Source organism: Variovorax sp. 350MFTsu5.1, from assembly GCF_048302515.1.
Lineage (GTDB): Bacteria > Pseudomonadota > Gammaproteobacteria > Burkholderiales > Burkholderiaceae_C > Variovorax > Variovorax guangxiensis.
This window is the reverse complement of record NZ_CP157620.1, coordinates 355,823-380,786: the sequence shown is the minus strand read 5'-3', so window position 1 is coordinate 380,786 and position 24,964 is coordinate 355,823. Positions and strand designations below refer to the sequence as shown.

At 66.8% G+C, this 24,964-nt stretch carries 23 protein-coding genes; 17 read left to right on the top strand and 6 right to left on the bottom strand.

Going from position 1 to position 24,964, the window contains the following annotated elements; genetic code table 11:
* The first annotated feature begins 26 nt into the window (after window positions 1-26).
* The 14 genes from ABL843_RS01625 to ABL843_RS01560 all read left to right on the top strand — a co-directional run bounded on the left by ABL843_RS01625 (window position 27) and on the right by ABL843_RS01560 (window position 16,007).
* Window positions 27-1,022 carry a Bug family tripartite tricarboxylate transporter substrate binding protein gene (locus ABL843_RS01625; protein ID WP_418118750.1) on the top strand — a complete coding sequence of 332 codons (996 nt, stop codon included), beginning with the start codon at window positions 27-29 and terminating at the stop codon, window positions 1,020-1,022.
* A gap of 146 nt (window positions 1,023-1,168) precedes the next feature.
* The gene (locus ABL843_RS01620) at window positions 1,169-1,969 is read left to right on the top strand and encodes a class II aldolase/adducin family protein (protein ID WP_418118749.1); all 801 of its coding nucleotides are present in this window, start codon (window positions 1,169-1,171) and stop codon (window positions 1,967-1,969) included.
* Between the two features lie 18 nt (window positions 1,970-1,987).
* Window positions 1,988-2,977 carry a 2-dehydropantoate 2-reductase gene (locus ABL843_RS01615; RefSeq protein WP_126022448.1) on the top strand — a complete coding sequence of 330 codons (990 nt, stop codon included), beginning with the start codon at window positions 1,988-1,990 and terminating at the stop codon, window positions 2,975-2,977.
* 206 nt (window positions 2,978-3,183) lie between these two features.
* On the top strand, window positions 3,184-3,387 hold the full coding sequence (locus ABL843_RS01610) for a hypothetical protein (protein WP_026346788.1): 204 nt from the start codon (window positions 3,184-3,186) through the stop codon (window positions 3,385-3,387).
* Window positions 3,388-4,331: 944 nt separating this feature from the next.
* Window positions 4,332-5,516: a polysaccharide biosynthesis/export family protein gene (locus ABL843_RS01605; RefSeq protein WP_126022449.1), complete on the top strand. Its 1,185-nt coding sequence runs from the start codon at window positions 4,332-4,334 to the stop codon at window positions 5,514-5,516.
* Window positions 5,513-5,968, top strand: a complete 456-nt coding sequence (locus ABL843_RS01600) for a low molecular weight protein-tyrosine-phosphatase (RefSeq protein WP_418118748.1) — start codon at window positions 5,513-5,515, stop codon at window positions 5,966-5,968. Before ABL843_RS01605 ends, ABL843_RS01600 begins: the two co-directional genes overlap by 4 nt.
* Window positions 5,965-8,226, top strand: coding sequence for a polysaccharide biosynthesis tyrosine autokinase (locus tag ABL843_RS01595; RefSeq protein WP_418118747.1), 2,262 nt, complete (start codon window positions 5,965-5,967; stop codon window positions 8,224-8,226). Before ABL843_RS01600 ends, ABL843_RS01595 begins: the two co-directional genes overlap by 4 nt.
* Window positions 8,227-8,495: 269 nt before the next feature.
* On the top strand, window positions 8,496-9,275 hold the full coding sequence (locus ABL843_RS01590) for a sugar transferase (RefSeq protein ID WP_276312254.1): 780 nt from the start codon (window positions 8,496-8,498) through the stop codon (window positions 9,273-9,275).
* Window positions 9,276-9,406: 131 nt separating this feature from the next.
* Window positions 9,407-10,507, top strand: a complete 1,101-nt coding sequence (locus tag ABL843_RS01585; RefSeq protein WP_418118746.1) for a hypothetical protein — start codon at window positions 9,407-9,409, stop codon at window positions 10,505-10,507.
* Window positions 10,504-11,652, top strand: coding sequence for a polysaccharide pyruvyl transferase family protein (locus ABL843_RS01580; RefSeq protein ID WP_126022452.1), 1,149 nt, complete (start codon window positions 10,504-10,506; stop codon window positions 11,650-11,652). Before ABL843_RS01585 ends, ABL843_RS01580 begins: the two co-directional genes overlap by 4 nt.
* Before the next feature lie 21 nt (window positions 11,653-11,673).
* Window positions 11,674-12,756: a glycosyltransferase gene (locus ABL843_RS01575; RefSeq protein WP_369660025.1), complete on the top strand. Its 1,083-nt coding sequence runs from the start codon at window positions 11,674-11,676 to the stop codon at window positions 12,754-12,756.
* Window positions 12,753-14,024: a hypothetical protein gene (locus ABL843_RS01570; protein ID WP_418118745.1), complete on the top strand. Its 1,272-nt coding sequence runs from the start codon at window positions 12,753-12,755 to the stop codon at window positions 14,022-14,024. Before ABL843_RS01575 ends, ABL843_RS01570 begins: the two co-directional genes overlap by 4 nt.
* A gap of 4 nt (window positions 14,025-14,028) precedes the next feature.
* Complete coding sequence (locus ABL843_RS01565) at window positions 14,029-15,285, top strand: lipopolysaccharide biosynthesis protein (protein WP_418118744.1); 1,257 nt, start codon at window positions 14,029-14,031, stop codon at window positions 15,283-15,285.
* 35 nt (window positions 15,286-15,320) lie between these two features.
* Complete coding sequence (locus tag ABL843_RS01560) at window positions 15,321-16,007, top strand: phytanoyl-CoA dioxygenase family protein (protein WP_418118743.1); 687 nt, start codon at window positions 15,321-15,323, stop codon at window positions 16,005-16,007.
* A 7-nt stretch (window positions 16,008-16,014) separates the two neighbouring features.
* Here ABL843_RS01560 and ABL843_RS01555 read toward each other — a convergent pair whose 3' ends face one another.
* The 3 genes from ABL843_RS01555 to alr all read right to left on the bottom strand — a co-directional run bounded on the left by ABL843_RS01555 (window position 16,015) and on the right by alr (window position 18,998).
* The gene (locus ABL843_RS01555; protein ID WP_418118742.1) at window positions 16,015-16,866 is read right to left on the bottom strand and encodes a hypothetical protein; all 852 of its coding nucleotides are present in this window, start codon (window positions 16,864-16,866) and stop codon (window positions 16,015-16,017) included.
* A 256-nt stretch (window positions 16,867-17,122) separates the two neighbouring features.
* Window positions 17,123-17,881 (bottom strand): hypothetical protein, encoded by a 759-nt coding sequence (locus ABL843_RS01550; protein WP_418118741.1) that lies wholly within the window; start codon window positions 17,879-17,881, stop codon window positions 17,123-17,125.
* A gap of 13 nt (window positions 17,882-17,894) precedes the next feature.
* Window positions 17,895-18,998 carry an alanine racemase gene (gene alr, locus ABL843_RS01545; RefSeq protein ID WP_418118740.1) on the bottom strand — a complete coding sequence of 368 codons (1,104 nt, stop codon included), beginning with the start codon at window positions 18,996-18,998 and terminating at the stop codon, window positions 17,895-17,897.
* 199 nt (window positions 18,999-19,197) lie between these two features.
* Between alr and lplT the strand changes: the two genes are divergently transcribed.
* The 3 genes from lplT (at window position 19,198) to ABL843_RS01530 (ending at window position 22,007) form a co-directional block, all read left to right on the top strand.
* A complete protein-coding gene (lplT, locus tag ABL843_RS01540; protein WP_126022459.1) occupies window positions 19,198-20,502 on the top strand; it encodes a lysophospholipid transporter LplT in 1,305 nt (434 codons plus the stop codon).
* A gap of 110 nt (window positions 20,503-20,612) precedes the next feature.
* Entirely contained in the window at window positions 20,613-21,506 is an 894-nt protein-coding gene (locus ABL843_RS01535; RefSeq protein WP_418118739.1) for a DMT family transporter, read from the top strand.
* A 12-nt stretch (window positions 21,507-21,518) separates the two neighbouring features.
* Entirely contained in the window at window positions 21,519-22,007 is a 489-nt protein-coding gene (locus ABL843_RS01530) for a glutathione peroxidase (protein ID WP_126022461.1), read from the top strand.
* A 22-nt stretch (window positions 22,008-22,029) separates the two neighbouring features.
* Here ABL843_RS01530 and ABL843_RS01525 read toward each other — a convergent pair whose 3' ends face one another.
* The 3 genes from ABL843_RS01525 to glcE form a co-directional block, all read right to left on the bottom strand.
* The gene (locus ABL843_RS01525) at window positions 22,030-22,485 is read right to left on the bottom strand and encodes a carboxypeptidase regulatory-like domain-containing protein (protein WP_418118738.1); all 456 of its coding nucleotides are present in this window, start codon (window positions 22,483-22,485) and stop codon (window positions 22,030-22,032) included.
* Window positions 22,486-22,586: 101 nt separating this feature from the next.
* A complete protein-coding gene (glcF, locus tag ABL843_RS01520) occupies window positions 22,587-23,822 on the bottom strand; it encodes a glycolate oxidase subunit GlcF (RefSeq protein ID WP_418118737.1) in 1,236 nt (411 codons plus the stop codon).
* 17 nt (window positions 23,823-23,839) lie between these two features.
* Window positions 23,840-24,964: a glycolate oxidase subunit GlcE gene (glcE, locus tag ABL843_RS01515; RefSeq protein WP_418118736.1), complete on the bottom strand. Its 1,125-nt coding sequence runs from the start codon at window positions 24,962-24,964 to the stop codon at window positions 23,840-23,842.

Genomic DNA, 24,964 nt, shown 5'->3' with positions numbered 1-24,964 from the left:
ACAACCACAGTCCGGAGAGAGACACCATGAGCTTCACGCGCCGCCAGATCCTGCAGACCACCAGCGCATCCGCCTTGCTGGCAAGCATCGGCCAGAACGTCTTCGCGCAGGCGACGACGAACATCGAGACCGCCGCCATCGTCACCGGCTTCGCGGCCGGCGGCACTTCCGACACCACCTGCCGGCGCCTGGCGACCAAGCTCGGCGGCGACTACGCGAAGACGGTGGTGGTGGAGAACCGCACCGGCGCCGGCGGCCAGATCGCCGTGGGCTACGTGAAGGGCAAGCCGGCCGACGGCAGCACCATCCTGCAGACGCCGACCTCGATCCTCACGATCTACCCCCACATCTACAAGAAGCTGCCGTACGACCCGATGGTCGACATCACGCCGGTGAGCCTGGCCTGCATCTTCGACTTCGGCTTCGCGGTGGGCCCGGCGGTGCCGGCCAGCGTGAAGACCGTGCCCGAGTTCCTGGCCTGGGCCAAGGCGAACCCGGCCGGCGCCAACTACGGCTCCCCGGCCGCGGGCTCCACGCCGCACTTCATCGGCGCGCTGCTGGGCAAGAAGGGCGGCGTCGAGCTCAAGCACGCGGCCTACCGCGGCACGCAGCCGGCCATGCTCGACCTGCTGGGCGGCAACATCTCGGCCGTCTCGGGCCCGATCGGCGACATCACGCAGCACCTGCCCACGGGCAAGGTGCGCATCCTGGGCGTGTCGGGCGCCAAGCGCAGCCGCTTCGCGCCCGAAGTGCCCACCTTCGGCGAACAGGGCCTGAAGGACATGGCGCACAGCGAGTGGTTCGCCTTCTTCCTGCCGGCCAAGGCCTCGCCCGAGCTGGTGGCGAAGCTGAACACCGCGATGAAGAACGCGCTCGCGCAGAAGGACGTGATCGACGGCCTCGGCACCTTCGGCCTGGAAGCGATGTCTTCCACGCCGGCCGAGCTGCTGGAACTGCTGAAGAAGGACACCGCCAAGTGGGCGCCGATCGTCAAGGAAGTCGGCTTCACGGCGGAGGGATAGGACCACCCCGTTTCTTGCCCGCTTCGTGTAGCCGAATCCCCCTGAAGGGGCAACACCGGCGGCCCGGCAAAGCCGGTTCCGCGGTGTTTCCCGCGAAGGGCGCCGGCCGGCGCGGTGGGCAAGCCATCTAGATAGAAGGAACTGCCATGAATGCAATCGCCACCACCGCGCCGTCTTCCACGTCTGCGCTGGTCCATCCCTCGATCCACCCCGACGAGCGCGCCGCACGCGAGGAGCTCGCGGCCTGCTATCGCGTGTTCGCAATGCTGGGCTGGACGGAGATGATCTACAACCACATCACGGTGCGGCTGCCCGACAGCGTGACTGGCGGCGAGAAGCAGTTCCTCATCAACCCCTTCGGCCTGCACTACAGCGAGGTCACGGCCAGCAACCTGGTGAAGATCGACCTGCAGGGCAAGGTGCTCGACGGTTCGCCGTACCCGGTGAACCCGGCCGGCTTCACGGTGCATGCCGCGATCCACGACGGGCTGGAAGGCGCGCACTGCGTGATGCACACGCACACCACGGCCGGCGTGGCCGTGGCCTGCCTGCAGGGCGGCTTGCAGCAGACCAATTTCTATACGGCGCAGTTGCACGACATGGTGGCGTACCACGACTTCGAGGGCATCACGATCCATGCCGACGAGGGGCCGCGCCTGCTCAAGAGCATCGGCGAGCGCAACGCGGTGATCCTGCGCAACCACGGCCTGCTGGCCTGGGGGCAGACGCTGCCGCAGACCTTCGCGATTTTGTGGACGCTGCAGCGCGCCTGCGAGATCCAGATGGCGACCTTCTCCATGGGCCAGGCCATTCCGGTGAGCGAGGAGATCGCCCGGCGCTGCACGCGCGACGCGCTGCAGTTCAGCCCCGAGCACGGCGCGGGGCAGGACGTGTTCAACGCGCTGGTGCGGCAGGTGGACCGCATCGATCCCTCCTACCGCAACTGAACCGGAACGGCTTAGCTCATGAAGATCTGCATCTACGGCGCCGGCGCGATCGGCGGATGGATCGGCGTCGGCCTCGCCCAGGCGGGCGAACGGCTGAACGTGGTGGCGCGCGGCGCCACCCTGGAAGCACTGCAGCGCGACGGCCTGTCGCTGATGCGCGGCAGCGCGGGTGGGGAGGTGCGCACGCGCGTGCCGGTCAACGCGGTGGCCGACCCCGAGGCGCTCGGCGTGCAGGACCTGGTGGTCATCGCCGTGAAGGCGCCCGCGCTGGCCGGCGTGGCCGAGCGCATCGGGCCGCTGATCGGCGCCGACACCGTCGTGCTGGTGGCGATGAACGGCGTGCCGTGGTGGTTCCTGGAAGGCGGCTTCGGCGGCGAGATCACCGGCCACCGGCTCGCCGCCGTGGACCCCGACGGGGCCATCGCGCGCGCGATCCCGTCGCGCAACGTGATCGGCTGCGTGGTGCATGCGAGCTGCTCGCTCGACGGGCCGGGCGTGGTGCGGCACCACTTCGGCAACGGGCTGATCATCGGCGAGCCTTCGGGCGAGGCCACGCCGCGCGTGCAGAAACTGCTGGCGCTGCTGAAGAGCACCGGCATCGAGACCACGCTGTCGCCGCAGATCCAGAAGGACGTGTGGTTCAAGCTGTGGGGCAACATGACGGTGAACCCGATCAGCGCGCTCACCGGCTGCACCACCGACCTGATCATGGGCGACGACTACGTGCGCGGCTTCATCTCGGCGGTGATGCTGGAAGCCAAGGAAATCGGCCGGCGCATCGGGATCGAGATCACGCAGAGCCCCGAAGACCGGCACGAGATCACGAAGAAGCTGGGCGCGTTCAAGACTTCCATGCTGCAGGACGTGGAGGCCGGGCGCTCGGTGGAACTGGACGCGCTGGTCACGGTGGTGCGCGAACTGGGCGAGCTGACGGCGGTGGCCACGCCCTTCACCGATGCGCTGCTGGGCCTGGCGCGGCTGCGCACGCGCAAGCTCGGGCTGTACTGAGTACCGAGCCGGTCCGCCGGCCAGAGTCAGGCCGCGCACAGGTTCGGCCCGCAGACTGAAGAAGAGACGGGGGTGGGGTTGCGGGGGCCGCAAACCCTGTACCCCCGCTTTTCTTCTTGGGCTATCCTCTCGCCACTCAAAATGCACGTAGCGATTTATTACACACCACCAAGGCTGCCTGCATGTCCGAGAACAAGGGGAGACGGATGCGTTTGATCTTCATCGAGCTGCTGGTGGCGCTGGTGCTGCTGCCCATCAGCGGCCTGTTCTGGTGGTGGGCCTTCGGCATGGGCGGCCTCGCGGTGGCTGGCTTCGTGGTGGTTGCCGGCGGCGCTCTCTATCTGGTGGTGCGGGGCGTGCGCTCCGCCAAGAAGCAGCTCGGCCACCCGGGCGACGACCGCGAAGAATGAACGCGGGCCTGCAACGGGCCTGCCCGCCGCACCGGCGGCACAGAAACATTCGCATTCAATTCGCCGACGCTCGGCACAATATTTCTCCCTGGCTCGCACCTTTGTGCGGCCCTGCCCGGCCGCTCATGAACTCTTTTTTCTGATTTATTCCGATCTTTGCGGCAATCCGGGCCGGTTTCAATGATCGAAATATGAAACATTCTCCGTCACCCGGAATTCCTGAAATTGCAGGGCAATACGAAAGTCTTGCCTGTCTCCGAGCAAATCGGAACCTGCGCGGAATACGCGCCCAATTAACCTGAAATCATTCCGGGCCCGGTGGAACGGCATTGCACGTACTTGGTGCCTGGAGCCCCGGCGCAGGGCGCCCGATTTCAGGATTAATCAGAAAAACGTACTTCCGCGCCTGCCTCCGAATTATGTACGGCCGCGAAGCCGTTTCGAAGTAGTTTGTTGCCTCCGGCAGGCACATTGATGCTCCCGCCCCACGGCTTGTCAGTCATCTCCTACCGGGACACATTTCTTTACAAAATTGAACGCAATATCAAAAACCCTATGGAACCTGACTTTGTGGAGCGAAAACCACAATCTCCCGGCTGTCCGGGGTAATAAATAGGTCGCAAGTTTCGGCTTTCCGGAGTGCCTGAAAAACAGGCATTCCGCACCCCCTTTCCCCAGTGAAAACAGGGCTGCGGGCAACTCGCCTCCGCATAACCCTGTGCATGGCGTGGTCGACGCACGAATAGACACGTCATTTGCGTCTACTCCACCAAAAAGTCGCCTTGCGAAGGCAGCGACAATTCGCGCTCTCGCTGGCTCGCCGATAAATCGCCGATGCCCGGATTAACTCTTCCTCAATAAAAAGAATTAACCGGCGCAATCGACGCAAATCAGGCTCGGGCTTTGCATGGGCAATCGCAGTTATTGAAATAACCAAGTTCGCAATGGAGTTCCATTTGTCACGCTACCTGTACCTGACGGGTTGGAGTGCCGCCCTCGCCGGGGCGTTGGCGCTTCAGGGCTGCGCGCCGGGCTTCGGCTCGGTGGTGGCCTACGAGCCCGACCAGAGTCCGGCGCCGGCCCTGTCGGCCGACGGCATGCCGGCCGAAGGGGGGCTGGTGCCGATCTCGCCTGGTCTCATCCGGGCGATGGCCGATGCGCGGCCGACGGCGGTGCCGCCGGACGTGAAGGCGCTGTTCGGCGAGGCGCCGGTCTACACGATCGGGCCCGGCGACGTGGTGGGCGTCGTCGTCTACGACCATCCGGAGCTGCTGCCCCACGCCGGTGCGGTGATCTCCCAGCAGGTGGATCCCACCGGCATCAGCGTGGCGCCCGGCTTCATCGTCGACGCCTCGGGGCAGATCAGCTTCCCGTACATCGGGCGCGTGAAGATGCAGGGCCTGACCGAGATCGAGGCCTCCGACCTCATCGCCAGGCAGATCGCCAGGTACATCAAGGACCCGCAGGTGACGGTGCGCATCCAGTCCTTCAGGAGCCGCCGCGCCTTCGTCGAAGGCGAGGTGAACTCGCCGGGGCTGCAGATCTTCACCGACGTGCCGATGACGCTGGCCGAGGCACTCAACCGCGCGGGCGGCATCACGGCCGCCGGCGACCGCTCGTTCATCACGCTCACGCGCGGCGACAAGACCACGCTCATCGACCTGCCGAAGCTGCAGGACATCGGCGTCGGCGCCAGCCGCATCCCCTTGCACAGCGGCGACGTGGTGCAGGTGCGCAACCGCGACGAGAGCAAGGTGTTCGTGACCGGCGAAGTGCTCAAGCCTTCCGCGCTGACCATGCACAACGGCAGGCTCAGCCTCAGCGAGGCGCTGGGCGAAGCCGGCGGCGCGAACCTGGGCACCGCCAACACGGGGCAGATCTATGTCGTACGCAACACCGGCGGCGGCAGCAATGACGCCGGCAGTGCCAGGAGCACGCCGGCCATCTTCCATCTCAACGCGAAGAACCCCGCCGCGCTCGCGCTGGCCGACCGCTTTCCGCTGCAGCCGCGCGACGTGGTCTACATCGACTCCGTGCCGCTGGTCACCTGGAACCGCGTGGCCAGCCTGATCCTGCCGGCGACGCAGGCGCTCTACAACACCGACCAGGTCTACATGAACCACCGATGAGATCCGTGCTGACCGTCTGCATCGGCAACATCTGCCGAAGCCCCATGGCCGAAGGCCTGCTCGCAGCAGGACTGCCGGGGCTGCGCGTGTTCTCCGCGGGCACCGGCGCGCTCGTCGGCCGGCCTGCGGACGCCACCGCGCGCAAGCTCATGCATGACCGCGGCGTCGACATCTCGGGCCACGTCGCGCAGCAGGTGAGCCAGCTGCTGTGCCGGCAGGCCGACCTGATCCTGGTGATGGACCGCGACCAGCGCCGCTACCTCGAGTCGACCTATCCCTTCGTGCGCGGCAAGGTGTTCCGCATCGCCGAGTTCGAGGGGCACGACGTGCCCGACCCCTACGGAAAGGACGAGGCCGCGTTCGAGCACGCCCTGGCGCTGATCGATGCCGGCGCGCGCGCGTGGATCGACCGCATTCTGAAAATCACGAAACCCGAGCAGCAACCGACATGAACGCACCCCAGCAAGCCGCGCTGCCGCTGCAAGCCATGGAAGAGGATGGCGATGGCATCAACCTGGCCGAGTACCTGGACATCCTGATCGACAACCGCTGGCTGGTCGCGGCCATCGCGCTCGTCGCCGTGCTGCTGGGCACGGCGTACGCCTTTCTCGGCAAGCCGGTCTACGAAGGCAACGTCGCCGTGCAGGTGGAAGACACCGGCAACTCGGCCGGAAGCTTCCTGGGCGACGCAGCCTCCTCCCTGCTGAGCGTGAAGACGCCGGCCGCGGGCGAAATCGAGATCCTGCGCTCGCGCGCCATCCTCGGCAAGGCGGTGGAGAACACCAAGCTCTACATCAGCGCGCGGCCGCGCTACGCGCCCTTCGTGGGGAGCTGGCTCGCACGCCGCGCCACCGAGCTGTCCGACCCCGGCTTCATGGGCCTGTCCGGCTACGTGACGGGCACCGAGAAGATCCTCGTGCCCAGGTTCGACGTGCCCGCCGACTTCGAGGACAAGCAGTTCACGCTGACCCTGGGCACCGACGGCCAGTACGAGCTGAGCAACCCCGACATCGACACGCCGATGAAGGGCCGGGTCGGCACGCTGCTCGAGGCCAAGGTGCCGGGCGTTCCCAACGGCAGCCTGAGCCTGATGGTCACCAGCATCGAGGCCAGGCCCGGCGCGCAGTTCGTGCTCGTGCGCTCGTCCAGCCAGCTCACGCTGCTGGCGCTGCAGGACGCGCTCAAGGTCGTCGAGAAGGGCAAGCAGTCGGGCGTGCTCGACGTGAGCTGGAAGAACCCCGACCCCGAGAAGCTCACGCAGCTGCTCAACGAGATCGGCCGGCTCTACGTGCGCCAGAACATGGAGCGCAAGGCCGCCGAGGCCGAGAAGACGCTGGGCTTCCTCGACGGCGCGCTGCCGCAGTTCAAGAAGCAGCTGGAGCAGTCGGAAGACATCTACAACCGCTACCGCAACCAGAACGGCACCGTCAGCCTCGACGACGAGGCGAAGAACGCGCTGACGCAGACGGTCGACCTGCAGTCCAAGCTGCTGGAGGCCGAGCAGAAGCGGCGCGAGCTCACGTCGCGCTTCACGAACGAGCACCCCAACGTGCAGACGCTCGACGCGCAGGTCGCCGCATGGAAGAGCGCGCTCGCCACAGTCGACGCGCGCATCCGCAAGATGCCCGAGCTGCAGCAGAACACGGTGCGCATGCAGCGCGACATCAAGGTCAACACCGACCTCTACGTGTCGCTGCTCAACAGCTCGCTGCAGATGCGGCTGGCCAAGGAAGGCAAGGTCGGCAACGTGCGCCTGCTCGACGAGGCCATCGTTCCGGAAGAGCCGGTGTGGCCGAAGCGGCCGCTGGTGATCGCGCTGGCGGCGATCCTCGGGCTGGCCGCCGGCTTCGGCGCGGCGGTCGCGCGGAGTTCCTTCTTCGGCGGCATCCGCAATCCGGCCGAGATCGAGAGCCATACCGGCCTCAACGTCTACAGCAGCGTTCCGCTGAGCGCCGCGCAGCGCACCATCGACAGGAACATCGAGAACAAGGTGGCCGGCAAGCACGTGCTGGCGCACCTGCAGCCGGAAGACCCGGCGGTGGAAAGCCTGCGCAGCCTGCGCACCGCGCTGCAGTTCGCGATGCTGGAGGCGACCAACAACCGGCTGCTCATCTCGGGCGCGACACCCGGCGTTGGCAAGACCTTCGTCTCGGTCAACTTCGCGGCGATCACCGCGGCCACCGGCAAGCGGGTGCTGCTGATCGACGCCGACCTGCGCAAGGGCCGGGTCAGCCAGTTCTTCTCGATTCCGCGCTCATCCGGCCTGTCGGAGCTGATCGCCGGCACGCTGGACTTCAAACAGGCCATCCGCCCTGGCGTGCTGCCCAACCTGGACATCATGACGACGGGGGTGCTGCCGCCGAATCCGGCGGAGCTGCTCACCAGCGAGTCCTTCGTTCAGGTGCTGGAACAGCTCTCGCCGCTGTACGACTTGGTCGTCATCGACACCGCCCCGGTGCTGGTGGCCGCCGACACCGCCTCGGTGGCGCCGCTGGCGAGCACCCTGCTGCTGGTGGCGCGCGCCGAGAAAACCCAGCTCGGCGAATTGAATGAAACCGTCAGAAGGCTCGCCCATGCGGGCAGAACGGTAAATGGCGTAATTCTGAATGCTATTGATTTAAGCCGCCGCCACGCTGGAAGCGGGGGTTACAAATACGGCGCTTACAAGCAGTTGCAATACACATACAATACCAACAGGGATTCCACTTAGACCGCCTGAATTGGAGTTAAATTCAAAATCATGCGGTGAGCCTCCAACCTCCCGCATCGATTAAATACTCAAATAGTATTCAGCATAAAAAGGCACTACAAATGATCTTTAATTCATTGGTACTGCCTTCATCGAGTCATTTGGCCGCGCAATAGTTTCTGCATTGCAGACGCTAAAGAGGCATTTGTGCGGGTAGTGTCGGCCAAAAACACAGGGCCATAACCGAGGATCTGCGGGCAATTGCCCGCATGAGGAAAGGTGCGTCAAAAATGAAAGCATTTCGACGGGAAATCTTGTCGCGCTTCAAACCCGGATGGAAGAATCCCATGGGAAATCTCCATCCCGAAGAATCGCTCGTACCGCAGGGCTGGGACCTTGCCGACGCAGGTGCCGAAATGTCCCGCGGCGGATCGCAATCCGGAATCAACCATTCCCCATTGCTGAAGGTCGCAAAAAGATCGGTGGACATCGGCGCCGCTCTTTTTTTCTTCATCGCATTCGGCTGGCTTTTCGTATTGCTCGGACTTTGCGTCTTCGCGAGTTCGGGAGCACCGGTGCTTTATTACCAGCCGCGGTACGGGAAGAACGGACGCGTATTCCGCTTCTACAAATTCCGCTCGATGATCGCCAATTCGGCGCAGGTGCTGGAAGAGCACCTGAAGAACAATCCCGAGGCGCGCCGCCAATGGGACGAATACCAGAAACTGGACGACGATCCGCGCATCACCCGTTTCGGCAAATTCATCCGCAAGACCAGCCTCGACGAATTGCCGCAATTCTGGAACGTGCTGGTGGGCGACATGAGCCTGATCGGCCCTCGCCCCTGCATGCTGGAGCAGAAGGAGCTCTACGGCCACAGCTGGTCGCACTACTGCGCCGTGCGGCCCGGCATCACCGGCCTCTGGCAGGTCAGCGGGCGCAACCAGCTGACCTACAACGCGCGCGTCGCGCTCGACGTGAGGTATGTCGAAACCCTTTCCGTCGGGAAGGACGTGGACATCTTCTTCAGAACCATCTGGGTGGTTGCCGCCGGTCACGGGTCGCGGTGAATTCCACCGCCGGTCCCGGGTGACCTGCTCCGGCCGCGCCGGCCGGAGTACGCCTTTCACGAAGTCCACGCCTCAGGGCCGGACAGAACTTCTTTCGCTTTGGAATTGATCGGATCGGAATCCACATGCCGATGAGCCACGCCATTCCCGCTCCGGCGGCGCCGGCACGGGCACCCGCGACGACAACGACAGGAAGAAGGGGCACGCGCCGCTTCAACCAGTACTCCGTTGCCGGGGTGCTGATCGTGTTCGTCTACGTGATCATCTATGCGTATTTCCGGGAAATGCTCCCCGAAAAATGGAGCGTGGACTCGGCGAAGATCCTCGAGATCCTGAATTACGGCGGAACGGACGAAATGGACAATTCGTTCGCCGTCACGGCCGCGCTTTTCAGCATCATCGGGTCGGACAATCTCGACGTTTTCACCTGCATCAGCAGCGCGATATTTCTTTTCTTCGCGACACGCAATATCCGCCGGACCGGCGATTTCTTCTCCAGGCTGCTGCTGATCGCGCCTTGCATCATGCTGAACATGTTCGCACCGTCGAAGGAGACGGTGGTGCTCATCATGACCATGTGCATCACGGTGACGACGATCTATTTCCGCACCTCCAGATTCCTCACCGTCGGCGCATTTCTCGGCCTCTACGCAATCTACGGAGTTTTCGTCCGGAATTATTATTTGCTGATCGTCGGCGCATTCTTCGCCGTTCATTATCTCTGGCGGCGGCCGCTCAAATACCATTTCCTGGCGGCAATCCTGGCTGCCGGCGCGATCATGGCGGCCCCCTCCAATATCCTGCAGACGCTGCAGTCGCCGCGCGACACCTCCAATGCCTATGCGGAGCAGATCGGCAGCGACAACCGCACGGCCTTCACCAATATCGCCTCGCCCGCCACCGGCCCGGGCTTTCTAGTGAATTACGTGTACGCCGCGACGGTGCTGATCACGCCCGTTCTCTATTTCCAGACACCCAGCGACGCATTCATGCAATTGATGATCGCAGCGATGCTGATCATCCTCTACAAGGCACGGCGATGGTCGAAGCGCGATCCGACGCAATTCGAGCCACGCTTCTTCGGAAGTCTTTTCGTCGCGCACATCCTCGTTCAATTGATTTTCGAACCGGACCTCGGCAGTTTCACCCGGCATCTGACCTCCGTGATGCTTTATCTGATCGCCATCAAGGTCGCGGGAAATAAAAGGCTTATTCCGGGTATTCAAAGATGAAAAAGATCCTGATCTGCGCGGTGCCGTTCAGCGACAACCTCGGCGACGGGGTCATCGCGGCCTCGCTGGCCCATATCGCGGCCATGAAGTATCCCGACGCGAAGGTCGAGTTCCTCGACATCGCCGGGCGCGTGGCCTTCGACGAATCCAACCTGCGCGGCGGCGGCGCCTTCGGCGTTTTCCAGAAGCTGCCTTCGCTGCTGCGTTCGGCAATCGTTTTCGCCTACTGCCTGAAGAACTACCTGCTGAGCTGGCGCAGGCAATGGCAGGCGGCGGTGGCCGATGCCGACCTGGTGCTGATCGGCGGCGGGCAGCTCTTCTGCGACGTGGCGCTGAATTTCCCGTCGAAACTCTTCTTCCTGGGCCGGCTGCTGCGCGGAAAGAGGGTGGCCGTGGTGTCGGTCGGCGTCACCGGCAAATGGTCTTACTGGGGACAGTGGCTCGTCGGCAAGTTCCTCCAGAACGCCGCGCCGGTCTTCTACGCGACGCGCGACGTGGATTCGGCGAACAACCTGCACGCCTTCTTCCGCATTCCGCGCAGCCGCATCAACGTGGTGCCCGATCCGGCGCTGGTCTGCGCGAGCGCCTTCTCGGAAGAACTCTCCCCCGAGAAGAAGTGGGACGTGGGCATCTGCGTCAGCAGCCTCGACGCGCTGGTGATGAATTCCGAATACGGGGGCAAGCGAGCCGGCGGTTCGGCCGAATTCTTCTCGGGCCTCGCGCAGGCATTGCGGGCCGAGGGCGCGCGGGTGCTGTACTTCACGAACGGCGCGGCGGAAGACAACCGGGTGCTCGCCGAGATCTCCGAGCGCACCGCCGCCGCGGACGACTTCTCCTTCGCCGTGCCGAAGCGCCCCGACGACCTGGTCACGCTGATCAGTGCCTGCTCCTGCATCGCGGCGCACCGGCTGCACGCGAACATCGTCGCCTACAGCCTGAGCATCCCGTCCATCGGCATGAACTGGGACAAGAAGGTCGAGTCCTTCTTCCGGCTCACGAACCGCACCGAGTTCCTGTTCGGCCTATCGCCGCGCCACGACGAGCTGAAGGCATCCGTCCTGAACCTGCTTCGGGAACGCAACGATCCGCGCCGGCTGGACGAGCTCCAGGCCGAAGTCATCGCCGGCACCCACGCAATGATCTGAGCAGCCAGGAGCGAAGAAGCCATGAAAGTCCTGCACGTCGCGGAAACGCTCAAGGGCGGGCTGGAGACCTATCTCCGGATCGTCTCGAACTTCCAGCGCAACTCGCCGGAGATCAGCCAGGTGAAGTTCATCCTGCCCGGGCAGGTCGACTGGCTGGGCCCCGAGAGCGCGCACGTGGTGCCCACCGCACGCAGCCCGCTCTCGCTGGTGGGCTATGCGAAGCGGGTGAAGAAGATCATCGAGTCGGAGCGGCCCTCGGTGCTGCACCTGCACAGCTCGATCGCCGGCGGCATCGTGCGCTCGATGGCGCTGCTGGGCCAGATACCGCGCGAGGTGAAGATCGTCTACTGCTCGCACGGCTGGGCCTTCGACCAGGCGGCGTCGAGCTACAAGAAGTCGGCCTACCGCTGGATCGAGCGGCTGCTGTCCTCGCGCAGCGACGCCATCATCTGCATCAGCCGCCACGAGGTGCGGATCGCGGCCGAATCGGGCATCAGGCGCTGCACCTGCATTCCCAACGGCATCGATTCGGTGAACCCGGCGCCAGCCCCCGCTTTCGAGCCGCCGCCTGCGGATGCCGGCAAGCCCGCGCCGCGGACCATCCTGTTCGTCGGCCGGCTCGACCGCCAGAAGGGCATCGACCTGCTGCTCGACGCCTACGCCCGCGTGCGGCCCGACTTCAGGCTGATCGTGGTCGGCGACGCGGTGCGCAAGGACCTGCAGCTCGCGCAGCCCGAGCGGGTCGAGTTCAAGGGGTGGCTCGAGAAGGACGCGCTGGACGCGGTCTACCAGTCCTGCGACGCCATCGTCGTGCCCTCGCGCTGGGAGGGCTTCGGCCTCGTCGCGGTCGAGGCCATGGCCAGGAGCAAGGCCGTCTTCGCGTCCGCAGTCGGCGGCCTCGTGGACATCGTCGAGAACGATCGCAGCGGCCGGCTCTTCGAGCTGGAGCACATCGACCAGATGCTGCGCGAGATCGACCGCATGCCCGTCGAGACCCTGCGCCAGATGGGCCGGACCGGGCGAAGGATCTTCGAGGAGAAGTTCACTTCGCAGCGCATGAACACCGCCATCGTCGATCTGTACAAGGAGTCGGTACTGCCATGAAGAAGACCATCACCAGCCTGCTGGGCGCCCTGCTCTTCGCCGCAGCGCCGATCGGCCCGGCCCACGCGCGAGGCATCGGCACCCTGAGCTCCGAATACCCGGTTTCGCTGAGCGTGCAGATCGACCCCGCGACCATCATCGACGAGGACCTGCACGAGATCCGCGCCGCCGGCTTCGAGTTCGTGCGCTTCGGCGTGCGTCCGCCGATCAAGAGCGTGAACCCCGCGATGACCGACTATCCGAAGCTGATCCAGCGTGTGCGCAAGGCGAAGCTCAACGCCATCGTGACGCTCTTCGGCGGCAAGGAGATCTGGGGCCACGAGCCCGGCGACATGCGCAGCGGCGCGGGCAGCGACACCGCCAGCAAGGAGAGCCGCTTCGCCGACTTCGCGGCCGGGTTCATCAAGGCGCACTCGGCCGACGTCGCGGTCTGGGAAGTGTGGAACGAGCCCGACAACAAGACCTTCCTGCAGCCCGCCCTGGTGCCGGACTTCGGCGCCGCCTCGTCGGCGCTGTGCGAGAAGCTCGCGCAGCAGCAGATCCGCCCGGACATCATCGTCGGCTTCGGCTTCGCGAAGCTGCCCTTCGTCGGCGGCAGTGCGGGGAAGGTGCCCTCGGAGCTGGAAGATGCCTTCGTCTCGGCCGCGCGCAGCGACTGCCTGACGGACATCTCCATCCACCCCTACCGCTCCGTGCCCGAGACCGCACTGGCCGACTACCAGAAGCTGCGCGCGCAGCTCGACCGCCGCCAGCTGAACAAGACCGGCATCGTCGCCTCCGAATGGGGTTACGCCTCGTACATGCCCGTGCGCAACCAGGGCGCGCAGGCGTCGCTGATCTTCAGGGAGTACCTGATCAACGCCGCGGCCGGCATCAAGCTGCTGAACCTCTATTCGTGGCGCGACCGCGGCCAGTCGTACTTCTCGAAGGAAGACAACTTCGGCATCAAGTCGAAGGCCGGCGAGAAGAAGGAGGCCTACTCGGCACTCACCGAGTTCCTGAAGATCGCGCGGCACTCGCAGAAGGTGTCCTACGACGACGCGCGCGGCGCGAGCCGGCTGGTGCTGCGCCGTGGCGAATCGATGCTGCACGTGGTCTGGACGCAGGGCGCGCAGCAGAGCGTGTCGGTGCCCGCGGGCGCCGGCGCGAAGTGCACCCGCGTCGACTTCTTCCCGCAGATGCGCGAAGGCAGCTGCGGCAGCCGTTCGGGCGAGGGCTTCACCGTGAAGGCGACCTCCAGTCCGGTCCTGCTTTCCATCTCGGGCTAGGTGGATGAAGCAGCGACTGTCAGGACTCAGGAAACGCCTCGGCGGTCCCATCTATGCCGTTGCCGACCAGTGCATCTACAGCGCGAGCCAGCTGCTGCTCAGCTTCGCGCTGGCGCGCGTGCTCTCGCCCGCCGACTTCGGCGTGGCCTCCGCATTCCTCGCGGTGATCAGCTTCCAGTACATCCTGCACATGGCCATGGTGCACGAGCCCCTGCTCATCCGGCGCTACTACGCCGACCGCTCCACGGCGTGGCTGACGTGGGCGCTGGTTGTGCTGTTCTCGCTGCTGGGCTTCCTCGCGTGGCAGATCGCCGCGTTCCCGGGGCAGCTGCAGTGGGTGGGCGTGGCGCTGATCGTGGGCTACGAGATCTTCTGGATCTCGCGCAGCCTGCTGCTCGCGGGGCGGCGCTATGGCGTGCTCTGCGTTTCGGGCGCGCTGATCGCGATCGGCTATGTCGTCGTGCTGAACGCCGAACGGCCCGCGAGCTGGAAGGAGGCCCTGCTGCTGGTTTCCGTGCTGCAGCTTCCGTTTCTCTACCTGGTGCTCGCGAACACGCGCCACACGGTTCTTCCGCTGCCGGCCGCGAAGGACGACCGGGGCCTGACGGCGCGCGAATCGATGGCCTACGGCTGGAAGGCCAGCCTCTCGCAGTTCATGAGCTGGATCATGACCGGCGGCGCCATCCTGCTGCTGGGCTCCTCGGCCGATGCCGAGCAGGGCGGCCTGCTCAAGATCTACATCACCTTCCTGCTGCCGATGCAGTACGTGCTGTCGGCGCTGGGCTACTACCTGCTGCCGCAGCTGGCGGCCAGCTGGAAGTCGGCGGACGCAGCGCAGAGGAAGAAGTCCTTTCGCGACTTCACCGGCTTCGTGCTGCTCGGCTTCCTGGTCGCCGAGGCTGTGGGCGTGGCGCTGGGCATGCTGGGGCCGCACCTCGTGGTGCTGGCCTTCGGCGCGAACTACAGGGACATGGACTTCTCGCCCTTTTTCTACGCGCCCGCGATCTTCGGCCTGACCATGTGCCTGCGCACCGGCTTCAGGGCCGCTTCGAAACCCGGCGCCCTGCTGCTGTGCTCGGTGGTCGGTGCCGTGGTGTTCGCTGCCGCGATGCTCGCTGCCGGACGGCCCGTCTCCTACATCCAGACCATCCACGCCATGACCTGGGGCTTCGCCTGCATGGCCGCGCTGATGGTCGGCTGGCTGCTCTTCCTGGTGCGGGCGAGCGGGGTGGATGGGAACAAAGGGGAGCAACGCGCCTGATGCCCGAAGGGCCGGCGCCGGACGAGGAGATCCTGATGAGCAACCCACTGCTTCGCGGCGTGAGCTTCGACGAGCGCCTCCGGTTCCTGCGGGACGGCGTCGTGTGCCTGCGCGGGATCGTCTCGCCCGAGTGGATAGAGCTGGCGCGCGACGGCATCGAGCAGCGCCGCGACGGCCTGCTGCAGCGCGTGGTGTCCGAATCGGGTGCCAGCGAGATCGCCGGCCAGCTCACCGTGACCCGGCGGCTGCGCTGGATCTGCGACCAGCTGCTGTTCGACAAGGACGTGAGCGCCGCGACCGCAACACCCTGGCACCAGGACATGTCCTGCGGCCTGGCCGACAGCCACCGCATCGTCCACCTGTGGATGCCCGTGGACCACATGCCGCGCGAAACCGCGCCGGAAGTGGTGCGCGGCTCGCACCTGTGGAAGACGGGCTACCGGCGCGGCGGCTGGATCGGACCGCAGGACAGCGAAGCGCTCGCGCCCGAGCTGCCCGACATCGAATCCAACCGCGGCGCCTTCGACATCGTGGGCTACGAGGTCGACCCGGGCGACGTGGTGGCCTTCAACCACCGGGCGCTGCACCACTCGGGGCCCGTCATGAGCTTCGGAGAGAAGCACCGCGCCTTCGCGATCCTGTGCGCCGACGACGAGCTGCTGGCGCTGGCGCTGGGGCTGAACCGGCGGCCCGCGGCCATGCCGGCGTTCCGCGCGGCCTAGGACGCGTTTACCAGAACTTCTCGGGCGTGGCCGAAAGCGTCTCGGTGCAGCGGATCACGGCCTTGGCGCGCTCCTCACGCAGCCGCTGCCAGTTGTCGGCCTGCCATTCGCTCCACGCGACCGGCTCCGACTGATAGAAGCACGAGGCCGGCGGACGCATGAAGCCCGCGCGGCCGAGCTCGGCACCGAACTTCAAGCGGAACAGCTCGTCCGAGCCCGTCAGGTTCTCGTAGACCAGATGCCAGGCGCCCGGAAGCAGCGGCGTGTCCGCCACCGCCTGCACCTTGCGCGCCTCCTCGATCTCCTCGGGCGTGGAGCCGTCGGTCAGGGCCGTGTCGTAGGCGGCCTCGGCACGCTTGCGGTAGATGCCGGTGGCGACCTTGCTGAGCGCATCGCTCAGCTCGCCGATGGCGGGGTTGACGCCCAGCGGGTCGTCCTTGAGCGCCTCCAGCGTGGCGCCGCCGAGGTCGTCCTTCGAGAAGCCCTGCGCACCGACGCTCACGCCGCCCGCGATGACCGACAGCGCGATGTTCAGCGCCACCTGCCCCGCGACGTTGTTCATCGTGTTCTCGCGACGGACCACCCGAAGCTGTTCGATGCCGGGCTTGTAGTTGCCGCGGGCGAAGCGCACGCGGGTCTGGGGTGCCGGCGGCGCGGCGGCGGCGGCCGGTGTGGGTGCGGCCGGTTCCATCGGTGCGGCCGGCACGATGGGCGCATCTGCGACGGCCTCCGTGGCTTGCGATCGCTGCGGGTCCGCCGCCGCTGCATCGGATTCGGCATGCGCCGATATGGCGGCGACCGCCAGCGCGATGCCGCATGCGCGCCATGCGGCGCGCGCTCCCTGTTTCTTCGAGATCATGTGAATGAAATTCCTCCCGGCGCGGATTGTCTCCGAACCCCCGGGGGCCAGCGTCCACAGCACGGCATCGAGCACACGCTCATGGTCCCGCGGACGGAGCTGGAGCCGGTCGTGCAGCTTGTGCTCAGCGCCTTCGAGCCGCACGACCTCGTAATGCGCCAACGACCGGGCGCACGCACACACGTCCTCCACCCGCCCAACAACCGCTCCATGGCGCCCAAGTGCAGGGCGCTGGTCGATCACCTGATGGGCGCGCTCAGTGCTTCTTCAGCAGGACGCGCACGGCCTCGGGCAGGGAGTTGACCTGCGGCATGAAGTGGTCGAGCAGCGCGCCCAGCGCCACCGCGCAGATTACCGCGCCAAGCAGCGGCTTCCAGGTGAGCCGCACGGCGGCCATGAGCCAGCCCTCGCGCGCCACGCGCACCGCGGCGCGGGCCGAGACGTAGGAGAAGGCGATCTCGATGGCCACGGCCAGCAGCGCGTCCCAGCTGAAATACAGCAACACCAGCGAGCCCGCGCCGAACAGGATGGCGGCGCAGATCAGGAAGATGGCGATCACCGGGATGACGACGACCGCCCCCTCGTCGGCGCCGCCGGCCACGTCGAGCGCGCCGCTGGCGATGTCCGAGAGGCCGCTGCCGCCGCCACCGTCGCCCGGGGCTTCGCCGATGCCCGTGTGGCCGTGCGAGCCGCTGCCGCCTCGTCCGCCGCCGAACTCGAAGTCGGGCGCATCGACGTTGAGATCGAGCCCGCGTTCCTCGACCAGCCGCTTCGCCCACCAGCGCAGCACCAGCAGGTAGCCCAGGTACCCCACGCCCAGCGTGAGGAAGTAGCGCACCGCGAGCGAATCGACGTGCAGCAGGTGCATCTGCAGCGCCGACACGCCCCACATGAGCAGCAGCGTGAAGCTGCCGATGAGGATGCCGTGCGTGCGCAGGCTGTACTCGCGGTGGAGCTCGCGCTCGACCTGCGTTTCCCAAAGACGCACGGAGCGCCAGTTGGAAAGGATCTTCACGGCTTCAGGGTGTTCAGGCAGCGTCCGCCATGTCTGCGAACGGCACGCGCTGCGCCACCGCGCACATCAGCTCGTAGCCGATGGTGCCGCCGGCCCTGGCGACCTCGTCGATGGGCAGCACGGCGCCGGTCTTCGCCGACCTGCCCCACAGCGTGACCTCGCTGCCGAACTTCGCGTCGGGCACGCCGGTGAGGTCGACGGTGATCATGTCCATGCTCACGCGTCCGACCATGCGGGTGCGCACGCCGTTCACCAGCACCGGCGTGCCGGTGCCGCAGTGGCGCGGATAGCCGTCGGCATAGCCGACCGCCGCCACGCCGATGGTCATGGGGCCCTCGGCGGTGAAGTTGGAGCCATAGCCGACGGTATCTCCTGCCTGCAGCGTCTGCACCGACAGGAGCTGGGTCGACAGCGTCATGGTGGACTGCAGCTGCCAGTGCGCCGCGTCATGCTGGGGAAAGTCGGGCGCGCCGCCGTAGAGCATGACGCCGGGGCGCACCCAGTCGCCGCGCGTGAGGTCGGCATGGCGCAGCGTGGCCGCGCTGTTGGCGATGGAGCGCTCGCCCGGCAGGTCGCGGGTGGCGCGCTCGAAGGCCTCCAACTGGTGGGCAATGCCGCGTTCGCCGTCGGCGTCGCTGAAATGGGTCATGAGCGAGATCTCGTCGACCTGGGTGAGCGCGTTGAGGCGGGTCCAGGCAGAGCCGAAGCGCTCGGGGGTGAAGCCCAGGCGGTTCATGCCCGAGTTCATCTTCAGGAACACGCGTTGCGGCTTGAGGGTCTTGTGGGCGGCGAGCATGTCGATCTGCTCGTCGCAGTGCACGGTGTGCCAGAGATCGAGGCGCGAGCACAGCTCCAGGTCGCGGGCCTCGAAAACGCCCTCCAGCAGCAGCACCGGGCCGCGCCAGCCGAGGGCGCGCACGCGCTCGGCCTCTGCCAGGTCGAGCATCGCGAAGCCATCTGCGCCTCGCAAACCCTCATAGACCCGCTCGATGCCATGGCCGTAGGCGTTGGCCTTGACGACGGCCCAGACGCGGGCTTCGAGGGCCGAGCGGCGCGCCCGCTCGAGGTTGTGGCGCAGGGCTTCGGTGTGGACGGTGGCGAGGATCGGGCGCGGCATGAAGGGTTTCCGGAGAAGGCTCGGTGGGAGCTCGGGGACAATGCAGACCACGTTTTAGCATCTTCGGGAATGGGGTCGAACACGGTGGGGATGCGGGATTGCGCGTCGCACCCCCGTGCTATAACCGCCCATTCGCCCTCTACGCGACACTTTTTCACTACCGCCAGCAGACCTATTCCTCTGGCCAGCCAGCCCATCGATGAAGCGCGGTTTCTACACGATCATGTCGGCCCAGTTCTTTTCGTCGCTGGCCGACCAAGCGCTTTTCGTTGTTGCGGTCGACCTCATGCGCAGTTCGGGCGCGCCCGAATGGCAACGCGCGGCGCTGGTGCCCATCTTCGCCGTCTTCTATGTGGTGCTGGCCCCGCTGGTGGGCGCCTTCGCCGACGCCCTGCCCAAGGGCAAGGTGATGTTCATCAGCAATGCCATCAAGGTGCTGGGCTGCGTGATGATGCTCTTCGGCTCGCACCCGCTGCTTTCTTATTCGATCGTCGGCCTGGGCGCCGCGGCCTATTCGCCGGCCAAGTACGGCATCCTCACCGAACTGCTGCCGGCCTCGCAACTGGTCAAGGCCAACGGCTGGATCGAGGGCCTGACCATCGCGTCGATCCTGCTGGGCATCGTGCTTGGCGGCGCGCTGGTGGGGCATGCGGTCTCCAGCAAGCTGCTGGCCTTCGACCTCCCGCTCATCGACACCGGCATCGACACGCCGGCCGAAGCAGCCCTCGCGGTGCTGATCTTCGTCTACATGCTGGCGGCCTGGTTCAACACGCGCATCCCGCACACCGGCGTCGAGATGCGCCCGCTGCGCGCCAACCCCGAACAAGGCCTGCTGCGCAATGTCGCGGCGCTGCTGCCCGACTTCTGGCACTGCAACGCGCGCCTGTGGCGCGATCGCCTCGGCCAGATCTCGCTGGCCACCACCACCCTCTTCTGGGGCGCGGGCGGCAACCTCAAGTACATCGTGCTGGCATGGGCCTCGCTGGCGCTGGGCTACAACACCACGCAGGCCTCGGCGCTGACGGGCGTGGTGACCATCGGCACCGCCGTGGGCGCCATCGTCGCCTCGATGCGCATGCGCCTGGACATGGCCACTCGCGTGATCCCCATGGGCATCGCGATGGGCCTGATGGTGATCTGCATGAACTTCATCGGCAACGTGTGGCTGGCGGTGCCCTTCCTCATCCTGCTGGGCGGCCTGGGCGGCTTCCTGGTGGTGCCGATGAACGCGCTGCTGCAGCACCGCGGCCACAACCTGATGGGCGCGGGCCGCTCCATCGCGGTGCAGAACTTCAACGAGCAGGCCTGCATCCTTCTGCTGGGCGGCTTCTACAGCGTGTGCACGGGCCTCGGCCTCTCGGCCTACGGTGCCATCAGCGCCTTCGGCCTCGTGGTGGCCGGCTGCATGTGGATCATCAAGCGCTGGCACGAGAACAACCTCAAGAAATATCCCGAGGAAGTGGAGCACCTGCTGGCTATTGCCCGTAGCGACAAACACCACTGACTTCCCCGGCTTCGCGCACTTCGTGTCGCTACGCCACCCCCCTCGCCGTGGCGACACCGGAGGCCCGGCAAAGCCGGTTCCTCGGTGTCCCTTGAAGAACTCGCGCCCCAATGCCCGCACTCGCCCTGCTGCTGAACGCCTTCGTCTGGGGCGTCTCCTGGTTCCCCTTCCGCCAGATCGCGGGCCACGGGCTGCATCCGCTGTGGACCACCTGCCTGATCTACCTGGCCATCGCCGTGCTGATGGGCATGCTGCGCCGGCATGCGTGGAAGGGCTTCGCGGCCTTTCCGATGCTGTTGGTGCTGGGCCTGGCGGCCGGCTTCACCAATGTGGGCTTCAACTGGGCCGTGACGCAGGGCGATGTGGTGCGCGTTGTGCTGCTGTTCTACCTGATGCCGCTGTGGAGCGTGCTGCTGGCCTGGCTGCTGCTCGGCGAGCGGCCCACCGGCGGCGCGCTGGCGCGCGTGGCGCTCGCGCTCACCGGCGTGGCGGTGGTGCTGAAGGCGCCCGGCACCGACTGGCCCGTGCCTTCGAGCCTGCCCGACTGGCTGGGCGTGGCAGCGGGCTTCGGCTTCGCCGTCACCAACATCGCGCTGCGCCACCTGCGCGAGGCGCCGGGCGAATCGCGCGCGCTGGCGATGTTCTGCGGCTGCACCTTCGTGGCCGGCGTCGCGGCGCTGATCGGTACCGCGCTGGGCGTGTTCGATTCGCCGCTGCGCGCCTCGCCGGGCTGGCTCGGCTGGGCCGCGCTGCTGGGCACGGCCTTCGTCTTCGCCAACGTGTGCCTGCAGTACGGCGCGGCGCGGCTCACGGCCTCCGCGACCTCGGTGATCATGCTGTCGGAGGTGCTGTTCGCAAGCGTGTCTTCGGTGGCGCTGGGCGCAGCCGAGATGGACCCGCGCATCCTCGTGGGCGGTGCACTGATCGTGCTGGGCGCCGTCTGGGCGGCGTTTGCGCGAACGCCCGCACGGCGCGATGATCGCGCCTCTTCTTCTCCTTCCTGACGAGGACACAGCATGACCAGCGTCTACGACTTCGAAGCCAACCTGATCGACGGCAAGCCGGTCAAGCTTTCCACCTTCAAGGGCAAGGTGCTGCTGATCGTCAACACCGCCAGCAAGTGCGGCTTCACGCCGCAGTTCGCGGGGCTGGAGGCGCTGCACGAGAAGTACGCCGGCAAGGGCCTCACCGTGCTGGGCTTTCCCTCGAACCAGTTCGGCGGGCAGGACCCGGGCACCAACGAGGAGATCGGCGCCTTCTGCACCACGAACTACGGCGTGAGCTTTCCGATGATGGAGAAGATCGACGTGAACGGCAGCAACGCCGCGCCGCTCTACCAGTGGCTCACGAAGGAAAAGCCGGGCCTGCTGGGCAGCACGGCCATCAAGTGGAACTTCACGAAGTTCCTCATCGGCCGCGACGGCACGGTGCTCAAGCGCTACGCGCCGCTGGACACGCCGGCCTCGCTCGAGCGCGACGTCGAGGCAGCGCTGGCCGCCGCCTGAGCGCCTTCGATCTCCGGCCTGTTCAGAACCTGAAATCGGCCGTCTTCGGCCCGCCGCCCACCGTCACGGCCTGGCTCATGGTGGCGCCGCCGGGCGCCGCGACGTCGATCACGTAGCGTCCGTTCGGCACGTCGACCAGGCAGACCGGGCCGCTCGCGCGGAACGCCAGCGCGGCGGCATTGCCGGCGTCGCCGCCCTTGATCGTCACGTCGACGTTCGCCAGGTAAGCGCCATCGGCGCGAGCGAACAGCAGCGCGAGCGGATGTTCCTTCATCGCGGCGCGCATGGCCGTCGATTCGTCGGAGCCGATGCCGCCGCACACGTAGCGCGCCGGGCCCGCGCCCTGCCAGGGCGGCATGGCGCCCTGGGCCTGCGCGGCGGTGGCGCCGGCCGCGCAGGCGCAGGCCAGCAGCACGACCCGCAGCGAGGCGGAAATGGAAGGAATGTAAGGAATGGAAGGTGCGAGAACACGAGGCATGGCACTGGCTCCTTGCAGGTTCGATGCAGCCATGATGCGCCCCGAACCGGCCCCGCGCGAGTCGGACCAACCCCCTCCTGCTTGTCCGATGGCGCCTGCGTTCAGGCCTTTTGCCGCAGTGCAGCGTCCAGCAGCTCGACCCAATGCCGTACCGGCGTGTCGTCGCTACCGCTTTGCAGGTGCGTGATGCAGCCGATGTTGGCCGAGGCGATCGCCACCGGGCGCAGCTGCTTCAGGTGGCCCAGCTTGCGGTCGCGCAGCGGATAGGCCAGCTCGGGCTGCAGCACCGAGTACGTGCCGGCCGAGCCGCAGCACAGGTGCGATTCGTTCATCGCCACGCGCATGTCGAAGCCCAGCGCGCGCAGGTGCGTCTCGACGCCGCCGCGCAGCTTCTGGCCATGCTGCAGCGTGCACGGCGGGTGGTATGCCACCAGGCCCTCTGGCGCCTTCACGCGGGCCTTGAGCGCGGGCACGAGGTCGGGCAGCAGCTCGCTGAGGTCACGCGTGAGCTCGCTGATGCGCGCGGCCTTCAGCGCATAGGCCGGGTCGTGCTGCAGGATATGCCCGTACTCGCGCACGGTGACGCCGCAGCCGGATGCATTCATGACGATACCCTCGACCTCGTTGCGCTCCACGTAGGGCCACCACGCGTCGATGTTGGCGCGCATCTGCGCCTTGCCGCCCTCCTGGTCGTTCAGGTGGAACTTCACCGCGCCGCAGCAGCCGGCCTCGGGCGCGATCACGGCCTGGATACCGGCCGCGTCGAGCACGCGCGCGGTGGCGCTGTTGATGTTGGGCATCATCGACGGCTGCACGCAGCCCGCGAGCATCAGCACCTTGCGCGCATGCGTGGCGGTGGGCCAAGCGCCGGCTTCCTGCTTCACGGGCACCTTGGCCTTCAGCGCATCGGGCAGCAGGCCGCGCACCGACTGGCCCAGCTTCATCGCAGGGCCGAAGAGCGGCGACGGCAGACCTTCCTTCAGCACCCAGCGCTGGGCCGATTCCATCGCGGGGCGCGGCACCTTCTCGTCGACGATTTTTCGGCCGATGTCGACCAGGTGCCCGTACTGCACGCCGCTCGGGCAGGTGCTCTCGCAGTTGCGGCAGGTGAGGCAGCGGTCCAGGTGCAGCTGGGTGCTGCGCGTGGGCTCCTTGCCTTCGAGCACCTGCTTGATGAGGTAGATGCGTCCGCGCGGGCCGTCGAGCTCGTCGCCGAGCAGCTGGTAGGTCGGGCAGGTGGCGGTGCAGAAGCCGCAGTGCACGCACTTGCGCAGGATGGCCTCGGCCTCGCGGCCTTCGTCGGTGCCTTTGAATTCGGGAGCGAGCTCGGTTTGCATGTCTTGCGTTCTTGTTCTCAGTTGGCGCTCAGCAGGCGGCCGCGATTGAAGATGCCATGCGGATCGAACTCGCGCATCAGCGCGCGCTGGATGCGCTCGACCGGCGCGCTCAGCGCATCGAAGCGCGGCACCCCTTCGTGCATGCCCGAACCCGGCAGCCGGAACAGCGTGGCGTGGCCGCCCGCCGCGCGCGCGATCTCGCGGATGCGCGCAGCCTGCGAGGGCGGCGCCTTGTACCAGCGCTGGCCGCCGTGCCATTCGATCAGCGGCGCGGCACCGTCGATGGAGAGCACGGGCGCGGTCTGCGGCACCGACACGCGCCACAGCGCGTCGGGCCCCTCGCCTATGGCGAACCAGGGCAGCTGCTGGTCGCGCAGCGATTGCCAGTCGGCGGCGGCGCGCGTGTTGTCCTTGCGCTCGCCGCCCAGGTGTTCGCACGCGGCTTCGACGGCGGCGACCGCACCGCGCAGCCGCAGGTAGAGCGCGCCAGCACCGGCATATTCGAACCAGCAGCTCGCGTTCAGCGGCAGCGGCCGGCCGCCCCACTCGTTGAGCAGCCGCAGCGCATCGGCCTGGCTGCAGGCGAATTCGAGCGTGGCCTCGGCGGGCGGCACCGGCAGCACCTTGAGGCTGACCTCCGCGATCACGCCCAGCGTGCCGAGCGAGCCGGCGAGCACGCGCGAGACGTCGTAGCCCGCCACGTTCTTCATCACCTGGCCACCGAAGGTCAGCAGCTCGCCGCGGCCGTTGACCAGCGTGGCGCCGAGCACGTAGTCGCGCACCGAGCCGACGCTGGCGCGCGCCGGACCGCTGAGGCCCGCGGCGACCATGCCGCCGACGGTGCCGCCCACCGTGCCGCCGCTTGCGAAGCACGGCGGCTCGAAAGGCAGGCACTGGCCCTTCTCGGCGAGCGCCGCTTCGAGCTCGGCCAGCGGCGTGCCCGCGCGCACGGTGACGACCAGCTCGCTCGGCTCGTAGCTCGTGATGCCGGCGAGCGCCCGCATGTCGAGCAACTCGCCCTGCGGCGCCTCGCCGTAGAAATCCTTGGTGCCGCCGCCCCGGATGCACAGCGGGGTAGCGTCGGCTGCAGCGGTGCGGATGCGCTCGACGGTCTGGCGGAGGGCGTTGTCGTTGTTGTCCAT